Here is a 13,169-nt window from a genome sequence, read left to right as displayed (position 1 = left end):
TTACCTCAGCTCCTTGAAGGTTTCCGCGCTGCGCTTGATCTCCTCGAGCCAGACGTCCTCGCTGACCACCTGCGGACGCATGAGAATCACCAGCTCACTCTTTTCCAGGGCCTTGCGCTGCTGCTTGAACAGGTTGCCGACGATCGGCAGGGTGCTGGCCCAGGGCACTTCGGCGTCGGTGTTCTGATTGTTGTTCTGCAGCAGGCCACCGATCACCACCACCTGGCCGCTGCGGGCACGCACGATGGAGTCGGACTGGCGCGAGGTGGACAGCGCCAGCGGCAGGTTGAAGACGTTGTCCTCGCCGAGGACGATGGTCTTGTTCTGGTCCACCACGCGGCTAACGGTCGGCCGCACGTGCAGGGTGACCACGTCGTTCTGGTCGATCTGCGGGGTCACGTCCAGCGAGATGCCGGAGAAGAACGGCGTCAGGGTCACGTCCTGGGTCGGCTGGGTAACGCCGGCGACGGTGGTGGTAGAGCTGTTGGACGAGACCTCGGTGACGAAGAACTCGTCGGTACCGACCTTGATCACAGCCTTCTGGTTGTTCAGCGTGGAGATGCGCGGGCTGGACAGCACGCGCACCTCGCCCTGGGTCTGCAGCAACTGGATCAGCCCGGTGAAGTCGCCGAAGCTGAGCACCGTGCTGAACACGCCATCGATGTTGTTCGGGCCGTCGATGGTGTCGCCATCGATACCCGCACTGACGTCACCGCCGATCTTTTCCCAGCTGATGCCGGCCTGGAAGCCGTCGTTCAGCTGCACCTCGAGGATCTTGGTCTCCAACACCACCTGGCGCTGCAGGTTGCGCTGGGCCTGTTCGAGGAAGCGCACGACGTTTTCCTGGTCGGCGCTGTTGGCGCGCACCACCAGCAGGCTGGCCTGCGGATTGACCACCACGCTGTTGCCCTCCTCGCCGCCGACTATGGCCTGCACCACGCCCTCGACTTCCTTCCAGAAGTCGACGTTGCTGGTGGTCACTACCTTGCTGGCGTTGAGGGTGGTCACCGAACGATCGCTGCTGGAGCTGCCGCCATCGTCGCTGGAGCTGGAGTCGCTCTCGGTGCTTTCCACCTGGCCGGAGCTGACCCGGGTGTCCGACTCGCCCAGGCGCTGCAGGTTGAGGTAGTTGAGGTCGTAGCTGCGGGTGACCACCTTGTTCGGCAGGATCTGGTAGCCGTAGCTGGTGCGACGGTAGTCATAGCCGTAGCTGTCGCGCACGGCGGCCAGGACTTCTTCCAGGGTGACCCGGCGCAGGCTGAAGGTGATGGTGCCGGTCACTTCGGGATGCACCACCAGGTTCTGCCCGGCACCTTCCATCAGGCTGAGGAAGAACTCGCGGGCCGGCATGTCCTTGGCGGCCACGTCGAAGCGCGGGCCACTGCTGAAGCTGGTACTGCTGGTCAGCGGCGGGATCAGGGCGGCCTGCACGGCGGGCGGCGGCGCCACCTTGCCCTGGGCCTGCTGCAGGCTCTCGTCGAGCAGCTTGCCGCTTTGCTCGTAGAGCTGCTTGTCGCCATCGATGAAGGTCTGGCAGGCGCTGAGCAGGCATGCCAGGCCTAGCAGCAGGCCTCGTTTCGGCAGTATCGGAGTCATGGGCATCATCGGCTCGGCTTCATAACGGGTTCGGCCAGGCGCAGCAATTCACGCTGCCCCTGGCGCTCGATCAATACGGAATGCGGATGGATGGCCAGTACGCGCAGGCCGGCGTGTTCTTCGCCGACGCGCAGGCTCTGGCCATCGATGACCGCGCGGCTGCCCTGGGCGCCGCGCAGGATGGCCTGCAGGACCAACGCGGCAGGCGCCTCGGCGGCGCTGCTGGCCGGGCGCAGATTGGCCGGCGGCTGGGTCGGATCGACCGCCGCCTGGACCGCGGCGCAGCCCAGCAGCAGACTGAGGAACAAGGCTCTAGACACCGACCCATCCTGCCTTGCGGCTCAAGGTGAAGAGTTTCAGGCTGATCTGCGCGCGGCTCGGGCCGGCCTCGCCGACCTCGTAGTCGAGGCTGTCCCAGTTCAGCTTCCAGCCGCTCTGCTGCACGGCCTGCAGGTACTGCAGCAGGTCGAAGTAACCGCCCTCCAGCTGAAGTACCAGGCCGTGACGGTAGAGGGTGGCCGGCAACGGCGCCGGGGCCTCAACGGCCTGACCGGGAATGGCCACCGGCTGGCTGGCGTCGGGCAGCTGCACGGGCTCGCTGAAGCTGCGCATGCCCACCAGGCTCAACCCCTGCTGGGCCTGCAGCAGGCTCTCCAGCACCGATTTCATCTTCTCCGGTGTCACCAGCTCGGCGGTGCTGGTGTCGATCTGGCGGATCAGCTCCTCGCGGCTGGCCGAGGCCGCCAGCAAAGCGCTGCGATAGGGAATGTTGGGGTCGGCAGCGAGCCGGGCCTGCAGGTCGGCGATGCCGCTCTGCGCCTCGGCGACGCGCCCATTGGCGAGCTGGACGGCTGCCTCACGGCTGGCCAGGCGAGCGGCCAGTGGGTCGCCGACCAGCAGCAGGTAGAGCATGCCCAGCACCGCAATACCGACGCCATAGGTCAGCCATTGCTCACGAGCGGCCATGCCCTGCCAGCGTTGCAGCCACTTATTCATCGTCCTTCTCCTGATCGGCGGGCCGCGAGGACAGGTCGAAGTCGAGCAACTGGTCCTCGCCGCGCTGCACATCCAGGCGCGCGAACTCGCGCCCCTTGAATACCGGGCTGCGTCCCAGGGCATCCAGGTATTGCGGTAACAGTTGCTGGTTTTGACTGCGTCCCTGCAGGCGCAGTTGCAGGCCACCGTCCTGCAGATGAATGCCGTTGAGCCACAGGCCGCCCTGCGGGTGATGCTCGGCCAGTGCCGTGAGCGGTGCGACGAAGCCTGCGCTCTGCTGCTCCGAGAGCACCCTCAGATAGGCGATCAGGCGCTGCAGCTGGCGATTGCCCGTCTCGCTGGCCGCCAGCTCGCCGGGCAGGCGATCGTCCAGCTGCGGCTCGACGAAGCTGGACTTGGCTGCCGCCAGCAGCGTCTCCTGCTCTTGGGCTGCCGCCTCGGCGGCGGCCAGACTCTGCCCGCCCCGATGCAGCTGCCAGCCCTGCCAGGCGGCGTGCAGCAGGCAGAGCAGCACCAGTACGCCCAGACCGAGCAGCATCTGTGCCTTCTGCGGGCCGGCACGACGCTGGCGCTCGAGCTGATAGAGGTTGAGGTTCTGCATCAGAGAACCTCCTGGCGCAGGGCGGCACCGACCGCCGCCATGCAGTAGGCCTGCTGGGAGTCATCCAGCTCGGCGCTGGCCTGGCCGGGGAAGAGTTCGCGCAGGTCCAGCGCCTGCAGCTTGACCGCCAGGCCGGCAGTCAGCGCCTGCAGCGCCGCAGCGCCGTTGCGCTTGGCCGGCAGCAACAGCAGGCGGTTGATATAGCCCTTGCCCAGCTGGCTCTCGAAGTAGTCGAGCGAGCGCTGGATCTCCAGGGTCACGGCGCCGTAATCGCCGCTGGCCTTTTCCAGGCCCTGTTCGATGCGGCGCGCCATATACAGGTCCGCGCCGTTCTGCACGCAGATCAGGCCTTCGCTGGAACGCAGGCGCAGCAGGGCGATATTCATGCCCTCGGCCCCGGCCAGCAGGCCGAGGTTGCGGAAAGCCATCTCGGTGACATCGATGCTGCGCAGTTCCAGCCCGGCCTGGCCGATCAGATCGCCCCAGGCCTGCATGCGCGCCCGGCCCAGCACGGCGCAGTAGGCCATGCGCGAGCGACCGCGATAGGCGTCGTCGGGCAGGGTGAAGGCATCCACCACCACCTGTTCAAGGGATTCGGCGATCAGGTCCTTGACCCGCCAGCGCATGGCATCGCGCAGCTCTTCGACGGGCACGTCGGGGGCGTCGAGCAGGAGCATCTGGTAGGTGGCCGGGTGCAGCACAAGGTTGACCGCCATGCCGGCGAGGCCGCGTTCGGCCACCAGGCTTCTCAGCACGGCAGGCTGCTCGGCCGGCGCGGCCGGATGGAACAGGCAGTCGAGCAGACGCGGCGCCTCACCGGGCATGCGCTGGACCCGCGCCAGGGCGATGCCCTCAGGACCGGTCTCGATACCCAGTAATCCGTCCGCTGTCTTTCTTTTTCTCGCGAACCACACCAACTGCGATGTCCCCCTGCGTCCTGCCGTCGCTTGCCCTGCATGGGCGAGTCGCGTCAGGTGCATTGTAGAATGGTGGCTACAGACCTATCTGAGCCCGATCAATGTTCCATGTCGTCCTGTTCCAGCCGGAGATCCCACCGAATACCGGCAACATCATCCGCCTGTGCGCCAACACCGGCTGCCACCTGCACCTGATCGAACCACTGGGTTTCGACCTGGATGACAAGCGCCTGCGCCGCGCCGGCCTGGACTACCACGAATACGCGACATTAAAACGCCATCATTCGTTGGACGACTGTATCACAGCCATCCGCCCCGACAGAATATTGGCATTCACCACTAAAGCTAGTCACAGCTACGCGCAAATGGAATACCAAGCGGGCGATATGCTGCTGTTCGGCCCGGAAAGCCGCGGCCTGCCTGCCGAAGTGCTGGCGCAGATTCCCGACGAACAGCGCCTGCGCATGCCGATGCGGCCGCAGTGTCGCAGCCTGAATCTGTCCAACGCGGTGGCCGTGGTGGTCTATGAAGGCTGGCGCCAGCTGGATTTCACCGGCTCCTGAAACGAAAAAGCCGCCTCGCGGCGGCTCTTCGCATGCGACGCCGATCAGGCCTGCTCGGTGGCCTGTTGCTGGCGCTGCAGCTCCTGGGCGTACAGGGCGTCGAAGTTCACCGGCGACAGCATCAGGGCCGGGAACGAGCCGCGGATCACCAGACTGTCCAGCGCCTCGCGGGCGTAGGGGAACAGGATGTTCGGGCAGAACGCGCCGAGGGTGTGGCTCATGGACGCGGCGTCCAGGCCCTTGATCAGGAAGATGCCGGCCTGCTGCACTTCGGCGATGAAGGCGATCTCTTCACCGGTCTTCACGGTCACCGAGAGGGTCAGCACCACTTCGTGGAAGTCGCCGTCCAGGTGCTTCTGCTTGGTGTTGAGATCCAGAGCGACGCTCGGCGCCCACTCCTGACGGAAGATTTCCGGGCTCTTCGGCGCTTCGAAGGACAGGTCCTTCACATAGATGCGCTGCAGGGAGAACTGTGGGCCTTCGTTGCCGTTGCTTGCTGCTGCTTGTTCGGTCATGGCGATTCTTCTTGTTTCGGGTTTCTGAAAGGGTTCAGGCGCCGAGCAGGGCGTCGAGCTTGCCGGCGCGCTCCAGGGCAAAGAGGTCATCACAGCCACCGACATGGGTCGCGCCGATCCAGATCTGCGGCACCGAGGTGCGCCCGGCCTTGCGTGTCATCTCGGCACGGACCTGCGGCTGGCCGTCCACGCTGATCTCGCGGAACGCCACACCCTTGCCGCTGAGCAACTGCTTGGCGCGGATGCAGTAGGGACACCAGGCGCTGGAATAGACGACCACCTCGTTCATGTCACTTGACTACCGGCAGGTTGTCGCTGCGCCAGCTGGCGATGCCGCCACCCAGCTTGGCCGCCGTAAAGCCGGCTTTCTTCAGGTCGCGAGCGACACTGCCGGCATGCTGGCCCATGGCGTCGACCACGATGATGGTCTTGGCCTTGTGCTTCTCCAGTTCGGCGATACGGCTGGCGACCTTGTCGAACGGGATATTCAGGGCATCGACGATATGACCGCCGGCGAAATCCTTGCTGTTGCGAATGTCCAGCACCACACCCTCGTCGCGGTTGACCAGCGCGGTCAGCTCGCGGCTGGACAGGCTCTGCCCGCCCTTGCGCAGCTCGGTGACCAGCAGCAGCACCGCCAGCACGACGAAGCAGCCGGCCAATGCATAGTGGTTAGTGGCAAATTCAATCAGTTGGGCCAACATCGGGAGGTTCCAAAGCCTTAAAATGGCGGCCAGTATACACAGCACGCCCATCGGGCCAAGCCCCGCCCGGCGGTGACGCGGCGGGCTTCCGCCGCTAAAATGCGCGACCTTTTTTGATCATCCATAGCGAGCCAGCTTTCATGAGCGCCACGCCCAAACCCCTGGTCCTGATCATCCTCGACGGCTTCGGCCACAGCGACAACCCCGAGTACAACGCCATCCACGCGGCCAACACACCGGTCTACGACCGCCTGCGCGCCACCTATCCGCACGGTCTGATCTCCGGCAGCGGTATGGACGTGGGTCTGCCGGACGGGCAGATGGGCAACTCCGAGGTCGGCCACATGAACCTCGGCGCCGGCCGCGTGGTGTACCAGGACTTCACCCGGGTGACCAAGGCGATCCGCGACGGCGAGTTCTTCGAGAATGCCGAGATCAATGCCGCGGTGGACAAGGCGGTCGGCGCCGGCAAGGCCGTGCATATCCTCGGCCTGCTGTCCGACGGCGGCGTGCACAGCCACCAGGACCATCTGGTCGCCATGGCCGAACTGGCCGCAAAACGCGGTGCCGAGAAGATCTACCTGCACGCCTTCCTCGACGGCCGCGACACGCCGCCCAAGAGCGCCCAGCCCTCCATCGAGCTGCTCGACGCTACCTTCGCCAAACTCGGCAAGGGCCGCATCGCCAGCCTCACCGGCCGCTACTTCGCCATGGACCGCGACAACCGCTGGGACCGCGTCGAGCAGGCCTACCACCTGATCGTCGAAGGCCAGGGCCAGTTCAATGCCGCCAGCGCCGTGGAAGGCCTGCAGGCCGCCTACGCCCGCGACGAGAGCGACGAATTCGTCAAGGCCACCACCATCGGCGAGCCGGTGAAGGTCGAAGACGGCGACGCCGTGGTGTTCATGAACTTCCGCGCCGACCGCGCCCGCGAGCTGACCCGCGCCTTTGTCGAGGCCGACTTCAAGGAATTCGAGCGCAAGCGTGTGCCGCAACTGGCCGGCTTCGTCATGCTCACCCAGTACGCGGCGAGCATCCCGGCGCCCAGCGCCTACAAGCCGGAGCCGCTGACCAACGTGCTCGGCGAGTACCTGGCCAACAACGGCAAGACCCAGCTGCGCATCGCCGAGACCGAGAAGTACGCCCACGTCACCTTCTTCTTCTCCGGCGGCCGCGAAGAGCCCTTCGCCGGTGAAGAGCGCATCCTCATCCCGTCGCCGAACGTCGCCACCTATGACCTCAAGCCGGAGATGAGTGCGCCGGAAGTCACCGACAAGATCGTCGACGCCATCGAGCACCAGCGCTTCGACGTGATCATCGTCAACTACGCCAACGGCGACATGGTCGGCCACACCGGCGTGTTCACCGCCGCCGTGGCCGCCGTCGAAACCCTGGACACCTGCGTCGGCCGCATCGTCGCGGCGCTGGACAAGGTCGGCGGCGAAGCGCTGATCACCGCCGACCACGGCAACGTCGAACAGATGGAAGACGAGTGCACCGGCCAGGCGCACACCGCCCACACCTGCGAGCCGGTACCCTTCATCTATGTCGGCAAGCGTGCCGCGACCATCCGCGCCGGTGGCGTACTGGCCGACGTGGCGCCGACTCTGCTGACCCTGATGGGCATGCCGGTGCCGGCGGAGATGACCGGCAAGACCATAGTCGAACTGCAATAACCCGGAGCAATCCGTGAAGCGCTCGCCGGCTGCCGCCGGCGGGCGTTTTTTTTGCCCGGCGCCACGGGCATACTAGGCCCCTTCCCCGCCCCAGGTGCCGCATCGCCCATGTTCCGCGCCCTCACTCTCGTCCTCCTGTCCTGCTTGCTCGCTCCGGCCTTCGCCGACGAGAAGGCAGAAACCCAGAAGCAGCTGGAAGCCGCCCGCACCGACGTGGCCGAGCTGAAGAAGCTGCTGGAGAAGCTGCAGCAGGAGAAATCCGGCGTGCAGAAGGAGCTCAAGCGCACCGAGAAAGAAATGGGCGGCCTGGAGAAGCAGGTCAAGGGCCTGGAGGGGGAGCTGAAGAAGAGCGAGGAGGAGCTCAAGCGCCTCGACAAGGAGAAAAAAAAACTCCAGCAGTCGCGCCTTGAACAGCAACAGCTGATCGCCATCCAGGCCCGCGCCGCTTACCAGAGTGGCCAGCAGGAGCCGCTGCGCCTGTTGCTCAACCAGCAGCAACCGGAACAGTTCGCGCGCACCCTCACCTACTACGACTACCTCGGCAAGGCGCGCCTGGAGCAGCTGAGCACCTTCAACGAAACCCTGCGCCAGTTGGCCAACGTGGAAGCCGATATCGCCAACCAGCAGAACCAACTGCTGGAGCAGAAGGGCGCACTGGACAGCCGCCGCGAGGCCCTCGCCACCGTGCGCAAGGAGCGACAGGCCGCCCTGGCCAAGCTGAACAAGGAGTACGGCGCCGGCGACCGCAAGCTCAAGGCACGCGAGCAGCAACAGATCGAGCTCGCCCGTGTTCTCAAGACCATCGAGGAAACCCTGGCCCGTCAGGCCCGCGAAGCCGAAGAAGCTCGCCGTCTGGCCGCCCTGGAAGAACAGCAGGCACGCAATCCCAACAGCAAGCCACTGCCACTGGGCCCTGCGGTCTCCAGCGACGGCGCCGGCTTCGGCGGGCCCTTCGCCAAGGCCAAGGGCAAGCTGCCCTGGCCGGTCAATGGCCGGCTGGTGGCGCGCTTCGGCTCCACCCGCGATGGCGATTCCCGGGCCAAATGGGACGGCGTCATGATCGGCGCCAGCGCCGGTAGCCAGGTGCATGCAGTGCACGGCGGGCGCGTGGTGTTCGCCGACTGGTTGCGCGGCGCCGGCCTTCTGGTCATCCTCGACCACGGTAATGGCTACCTGAGCCTGTACGGCCACAATCAGAGCCTGTTGAAGGATGCCGGCGACATCGTCAAAGCCGGCGAGGCCATCGCCACGGTCGGCACCAGCGGTGGCCAGGACACCCCGGCGCTGTATTTCGCCATTCGCCAGCAGGGTCGCCCGAGCGATCCGGCGCAATGGTGCCGCGCCCAGGGATGACAGCCTTAGCCTGTCAGCGCCTCATTACATTGGGAGTTCACATGCAGCAATTCCGTCGTCTCACCCCCCTCGCCCTGGCTCTTGGCCTGCTGCTCGGCAGCCCCGCCGCACTGGCCGCCGAAGCTGCCGAGGCGCCTGCCGCCGCGGTCAACGGCAAGGCGCCGCTGCCGCTGGAAGAGCTGCGCACCTTCGCCGAGGTGATGGACCGCATCAAGGCCGCCTATGTAGAGCCGGTGGACGACAAGACCCTGCTGGAAAACGCCATCAAGGGCATGCTCAGCAACCTCGACCCGCACTCCGCCTACCTGGAGCCGGAGGCCTTCGCCGAGCTGCAGGAGAGCACCAGCGGCGAGTTCGGCGGCCTCGGCATCGAGGTCGGCACCGAAGACGGCTTCATCAAGGTGGTCTCGCCGATCGACGACACCCCCGCCTCCAAGGCCGGCATCCAGCCGGGCGACCTGATCGTCAAGATCGATGGCCAGCCGACCAAGGGCCTGTCGCTGATGGAAGCGGTGGACAAGATGCGCGGCAAGGCCGGCAGCAAGATCAACCTGACCCTGGTACGCGAGGGCGGCCGCCCATTCGACGTCGAGCTGACCCGCGCGGTGATCAAGGTCAAGAGCGTGAAGAGCCAGCTGCTGGAAGACGGCTACGGCCTGATCCGCATCACCCAGTTCCAGGTCAACACCGGCGAGGAAGTCGGCAAGGCCCTGGCCAAGCTGCGCAAGGACAACGGCAAGAAACTGCGCGGCCTGGTGCTGGACCTGCGCAACAACCCCGGCGGCGTGCTGCAGGCCGCGGTGGAAGTCTCCGACCACTTCCTCAAGAAGGGCCTGATCGTCTACACCGAGGGCCGCATCGCCAACTCCGAGCTGCGCTTCAACGCCGATCCGTCCGACGCCAGCGAAGGCGTGCCGCTGGTGGTGCTGATCAACGGCGGCAGCGCCTCGGCCTCGGAGATCGTCGCCGGCGCCCTGCAGGACCACAAGCGCGGCGTGCTGATGGGCACCGACAGCTTCGGCAAGGGCTCGGTGCAGACCGTGCTGCCGCTGAACAATGACCGTGCCCTGAAGCTCACCACTGCCCTGTACTTCACCCCGAACGGCCGCTCCATCCAGGCCCAGGGCATCGTGCCGGACATCGAAGTGGCGCGTGCCAAGCTGACCCGCGAAGAAGGAGGCGAGCTGATCAAGGAAGCCGATCTGGCCGGCCACCTGGGCAACGGCAACGGCGGCGCGGACAAGCCCAGCAATGACAAGAAGAAGCACGATCCACGTCCACAGGACGACGACTATCAGCTGAGCCAGGCGCTCAACCTGCTGAAAGGCCTGAGCGTCACCCGCGGCGATTGATGCCGCCTGTGGCAATAAAAAACCCGGGCAAGCCCGGGTTTTTCATGTGCGCAGAACTTACTGCACGTAGCTCTGGAAGATCTGGTCGACCTTGCCGCTGGCGCGCAGATCATCCAGCGCCTTCTGCAGGCGCTCGACTACCTCGTCCGGGGTTTCCGGGTTCAGGGCCAGGTACAGCTGGGCGCTGTCGAAACGCAGGACGGTCTTCAGTCCGGTGATGCCTTCCTGCTTAGCCAGGTAGCGGCCGGCGGGATCGCCAGTGGCCCACAGGTCGATCTTGCCTTCCTGCAGCTTGTGCGCGTTCTCCTGGTCGCGGAACGAGCTGACCGGCTCCAGGCCCTGCTTGATCAGATGCTCCTCGATGGCGTCGCCCTTATAAGCACCGACGCGGTAGGACTTGGCCTGCTCCAGGCTGATCAGGTTGATAGTGCTATCGGCCTTGGCCAGCATGACCCAGTCGTCCGGGCCGATGGGGCCGACCCACTTGAACAGCTTCTCGCGCTCCGGCAGCTTGGCCATCACGAACGCGCCGTTGTTGGGCGTTTCCAGGGCCATCTTGTAGACCCGGGCCCACGGGAAGCGCAGGGTCATGGTGTACGGGATGCCGGCCGCCTTGAAGGTTTCGCGCACCACGTCCACGGCGATGCCGGTGAGGTTCTCCTCACGGGCGAAATTCTTGCCGTTGGTCGCCATGTTGTAGGGCGGGAAGTTCTCGGTTTGCAGCACCACCTTGTAGTCGGCGGGCAGCTCGGCTCGCGCCAGGGTGGACAACAGCAGGCCCATGCCCAGCAACACCATGGTCAGTCGCTTCAACAACATATCCGGATCCTTGACAGTCGGGAGAGGCGGGAGAGCATGCGCCCTCCGGTGCCCGCAAGGCGGCTGAGGCCACGGGGCGGCAGAAGGTTAGCACGAACCGGGAAGCAGTGGCGGTGTGCCGCCACTGCTAGGCGGAAGGGCGCCAGTGGCGCCCGGAAGGCTTACAGATAGTTGTTGGTGATCTCGTCGACGAAGCCTTCGCCGCGCAGCTCATCCAGGGCCTTCTGCAGGCGCTCGACCACCTCGTCCGGGGTCTCCTTGTTCAGCGCCAGGAACAGCTCGGCACTGTTGAAGCGCAGCACCACCTGCAGGCCGCTGGCGCCTTCCTGCTTGGCCAGGTAACGGCCGACCGGATCGGTAGTGGCCCACAGGTCGATCTTGCCGCTCATCAACTTGGCCACGTTCTCCTGGTCGCGCAGGGAGTTGATCGGGGTCAGGCCCTTGCTCTCAAGATGCTGGCTGACGGCGTCGTTCTTGTAGGCGCCGACATTGTACTTGCGCGCCTCTTCCAGGTTGTTGACCTTGATCGTGCTACCCGGCGCGGCGAGCAGTACCCACTCGCTCTTGGCCAGCGGGCCGACCCACTTGAACAGCGGCTTGCGCTCTTCGGTGAAGGTGGTGGAGAACAGCCCGTAGTTGGCCTTGTCCAGAGTCAGGCGATAGATGCGGTCCCAGGGGAAGCGAAGGCTCAGGTTGTAGCCAATGCCGGCACGCTTGAACATCTCGCGCACGATATCGGCGCTGATGCCATCGATGCTGTCGTCACGGGCGAAGTTCTTGTCGTCGATGGCCATGTTGAACGGCGGGAAATTCTCCGTCAGCAGGACCACCTTGTAGTCTTCGGAGATTTCGGCTCGTGCGCCGCCGGCCAGTATCAGCAGGCCGAGAAACAGCCCCTTGTGCAGATATTTCAACATTGCAGTACAGCTCCAGAGTTATGGTTGTTTGGGCGACTTCTCTGCAAGTGGCCGACCACGGGCGTTGCACCCTGGGCGGCTCCGACCGGCACACTGACCGGCGCAGTTGGAAGCGCGCATAGTGCCACGCCATCGACCAACTACGTTGAACTGCGTCACGCCGGCCGTCGCCGAGGAATCGCTCGCGGCGCAAAGGCACGCAAGAAGCGAACCAACCCCGGGACGGCGGTTGAGCATGTCAGGTGGTTGCTTGATCAGTACTTCTGGGCGATGGCCTGCAGCTCACCCTCGCTGCGCAGCTGCTCGAGGGCGGTGCGCAGCTTGTCCACGGTGGCGTCCGGCGTCTGCTTGTTGAGCGCCAGGTAGAGGTCGCCACGACCGAAGGTCAGGACCACGCGGAAGTCCTTGTAGCCCTGCTGGCGGGCCAGGTACTGGCCGGCGATCGACGAGGTTACCCACAGGTCGATCTGACCCTCGGCCAGGCGCACCGGGTTCTCCTTGTCGTACAGCGACTGCTGCACGTCCAAGCCGGCCTCGACCACCTTCTCGCTGGGCGCGTCACCCTTGTAGCCACCCAGCCGGTACTGCTTGGCCTGGTCCAGGCTACTCAGCTGGATCGACGAATCGCCACGGGCGAGCAGCACCCAGTCTTCGCTGGCGATGGGTCCGACCCACTTGAACAGCTCTTCACGCTCCGCCGTACGCGCCACCGAGAACAAGCCGTAGCCGGCATCCTTGAGCGCCTGGTTGTAGACCCGCTCCCAGGGGAAGCGGAGAATCTGCTGGCACTCGATGGCCGCGCGCTGGCAGACCAGACGCATGGTCTCGGAGTTGATGCCATTGATGCCCTCGTCGCGGGCGAAGTTGCCGCCACTGACGGCCATGTTGAAGGGTGGAAGATTTTCCGTGAGCAGCACCAGCGACTCGGCACGCGCCTGGGTGGTGCCGACCAACAGCAGGAACAGGGCCAGCATCCTTGGGAACAACATAGAAACTCCTTGCAGATAGGGGCGTTCGCGAGCGCGAACTGACCCGGGCATTTTAGCCGTCCCCCTTGCAGGTGGTTAACGACTCCCGCACAGCCGCCGATGAAGGGCCTGCAGCATGCCCATTCTCGGCCGATAATGGCATCATGCCGCGAATGATCGAGTGACCACCCC

The 13,169-nt window shown here is 65.3% G+C and carries 15 protein-coding genes; 4 read left to right on the top strand and 11 right to left on the bottom strand.

Annotated elements, in window-relative coordinates:
* The 5 genes from IB232_RS18145 to IB232_RS18125 are packed head-to-tail and all read right to left on the bottom strand — an operon-like array spanning position 1 to position 4,017.
* On the bottom strand, positions 1–1,596 hold the full coding sequence (locus IB232_RS18145) for a pilus (MSHA type) biogenesis protein MshL (RefSeq protein ID WP_225592384.1): 1,596 nt from the start codon (positions 1,594–1,596) through the stop codon (positions 1–3).
* A 5-nt stretch (positions 1,597–1,601) separates the two neighbouring features.
* Entirely contained in the window at positions 1,602–1,916 is a 315-nt protein-coding gene (locus tag IB232_RS18140; protein WP_318652286.1) for a Type II secretory pathway component, read from the bottom strand.
* Complete coding sequence (gspM, locus tag IB232_RS18135; RefSeq protein WP_192399983.1) at positions 1,909–2,592, bottom strand: type II secretion system protein GspM; 684 nt, start codon at positions 2,590–2,592, stop codon at positions 1,909–1,911. The genes IB232_RS18140 and gspM overlap by 8 nt, the downstream gene beginning before the upstream one ends.
* Complete coding sequence (locus tag IB232_RS18130) at positions 2,585–3,193, bottom strand: PilN domain-containing protein (RefSeq protein ID WP_192399982.1); 609 nt, start codon at positions 3,191–3,193, stop codon at positions 2,585–2,587. Before IB232_RS18130 ends, gspM begins: the two co-directional genes overlap by 8 nt.
* On the bottom strand, positions 3,193–4,017 hold the full coding sequence (locus IB232_RS18125; protein WP_225592383.1) for an MSHA biogenesis protein MshI: 825 nt from the start codon (positions 4,015–4,017) through the stop codon (positions 3,193–3,195). The genes IB232_RS18130 and IB232_RS18125 overlap by 1 nt, the downstream gene beginning before the upstream one ends.
* A gap of 194 nt (positions 4,018–4,211) precedes the next feature.
* Between IB232_RS18125 and trmL the strand changes: the two genes are divergently transcribed.
* Positions 4,212–4,673 carry a tRNA (uridine(34)/cytosine(34)/5-carboxymethylaminomethyluridine(34)-2'-O)-methyltransferase TrmL gene (gene trmL / locus IB232_RS18120; RefSeq protein WP_192399980.1) on the top strand — a complete coding sequence of 154 codons (462 nt, stop codon included), beginning with the start codon at positions 4,212–4,214 and terminating at the stop codon, positions 4,671–4,673.
* A gap of 44 nt (positions 4,674–4,717) precedes the next feature.
* On the opposite strand, the gene secB is transcribed toward trmL, so the two are convergent.
* Genes secB through IB232_RS18105 form a run of 3 tightly spaced genes read right to left on the bottom strand, consistent with a single transcriptional unit; the run spans position 4,718 to position 5,892 of the window.
* Entirely contained in the window at positions 4,718–5,188 is a 471-nt protein-coding gene (secB, locus tag IB232_RS18115; RefSeq protein WP_192399979.1) for a protein-export chaperone SecB, read from the bottom strand.
* A 34-nt stretch (positions 5,189–5,222) separates the two neighbouring features.
* Positions 5,223–5,477 (bottom strand): glutaredoxin 3, encoded by a 255-nt coding sequence (gene grxC, locus IB232_RS18110; protein WP_137974759.1) that lies wholly within the window; start codon positions 5,475–5,477, stop codon positions 5,223–5,225.
* A 1-nt stretch (position 5,478) separates the two neighbouring features.
* Positions 5,479–5,892 carry a rhodanese-like domain-containing protein gene (locus tag IB232_RS18105; RefSeq protein WP_192399978.1) on the bottom strand — a complete coding sequence of 138 codons (414 nt, stop codon included), beginning with the start codon at positions 5,890–5,892 and terminating at the stop codon, positions 5,479–5,481.
* Between the two features lie 140 nt (positions 5,893–6,032).
* Between IB232_RS18105 and gpmI the strand changes: the two genes are divergently transcribed.
* The 3 genes from gpmI (at position 6,033) to IB232_RS18090 (ending at position 10,273) form a co-directional block, all read left to right on the top strand.
* Positions 6,033–7,568 carry a 2,3-bisphosphoglycerate-independent phosphoglycerate mutase gene (gpmI, locus tag IB232_RS18100; RefSeq protein WP_192399977.1) on the top strand — a complete coding sequence of 512 codons (1,536 nt, stop codon included), beginning with the start codon at positions 6,033–6,035 and terminating at the stop codon, positions 7,566–7,568.
* Positions 7,569–7,676: 108 nt separating this feature from the next.
* Positions 7,677–8,921: a murein hydrolase activator EnvC family protein gene (locus IB232_RS18095; RefSeq protein WP_192399976.1), complete on the top strand. Its 1,245-nt coding sequence runs from the start codon at positions 7,677–7,679 to the stop codon at positions 8,919–8,921.
* Between the two features lie 41 nt (positions 8,922–8,962).
* Complete coding sequence (locus tag IB232_RS18090; RefSeq protein ID WP_192399975.1) at positions 8,963–10,273, top strand: S41 family peptidase; 1,311 nt, start codon at positions 8,963–8,965, stop codon at positions 10,271–10,273.
* 57 nt (positions 10,274–10,330) lie between these two features.
* Here IB232_RS18090 and IB232_RS18085 read toward each other — a convergent pair whose 3' ends face one another.
* From IB232_RS18085 to IB232_RS18075, 3 genes are all read right to left on the bottom strand, one after another.
* The gene (locus IB232_RS18085) at positions 10,331–11,089 is read right to left on the bottom strand and encodes a substrate-binding periplasmic protein (protein WP_192400074.1); all 759 of its coding nucleotides are present in this window, start codon (positions 11,087–11,089) and stop codon (positions 10,331–10,333) included.
* Positions 11,090–11,253: 164 nt separating this feature from the next.
* The gene (locus IB232_RS18080; protein WP_192399974.1) at positions 11,254–12,009 is read right to left on the bottom strand and encodes a substrate-binding periplasmic protein; all 756 of its coding nucleotides are present in this window, start codon (positions 12,007–12,009) and stop codon (positions 11,254–11,256) included.
* Positions 12,010–12,263: 254 nt separating this feature from the next.
* Positions 12,264–12,998 carry a substrate-binding periplasmic protein gene (locus IB232_RS18075; RefSeq protein WP_192399973.1) on the bottom strand — a complete coding sequence of 245 codons (735 nt, stop codon included), beginning with the start codon at positions 12,996–12,998 and terminating at the stop codon, positions 12,264–12,266.
* Positions 12,999–13,169: the final 171 nt, after the last annotated feature.

The sequence above is a fragment of the Pseudomonas sp. PDM15 genome (assembly GCF_014851565.1).
Taxonomy (GTDB): domain Bacteria; phylum Pseudomonadota; class Gammaproteobacteria; order Pseudomonadales; family Pseudomonadaceae; genus Aquipseudomonas.
Note: the sequence above shows the minus strand (reverse complement) of the source record. Positions and strands in the feature narration are given on the sequence as shown.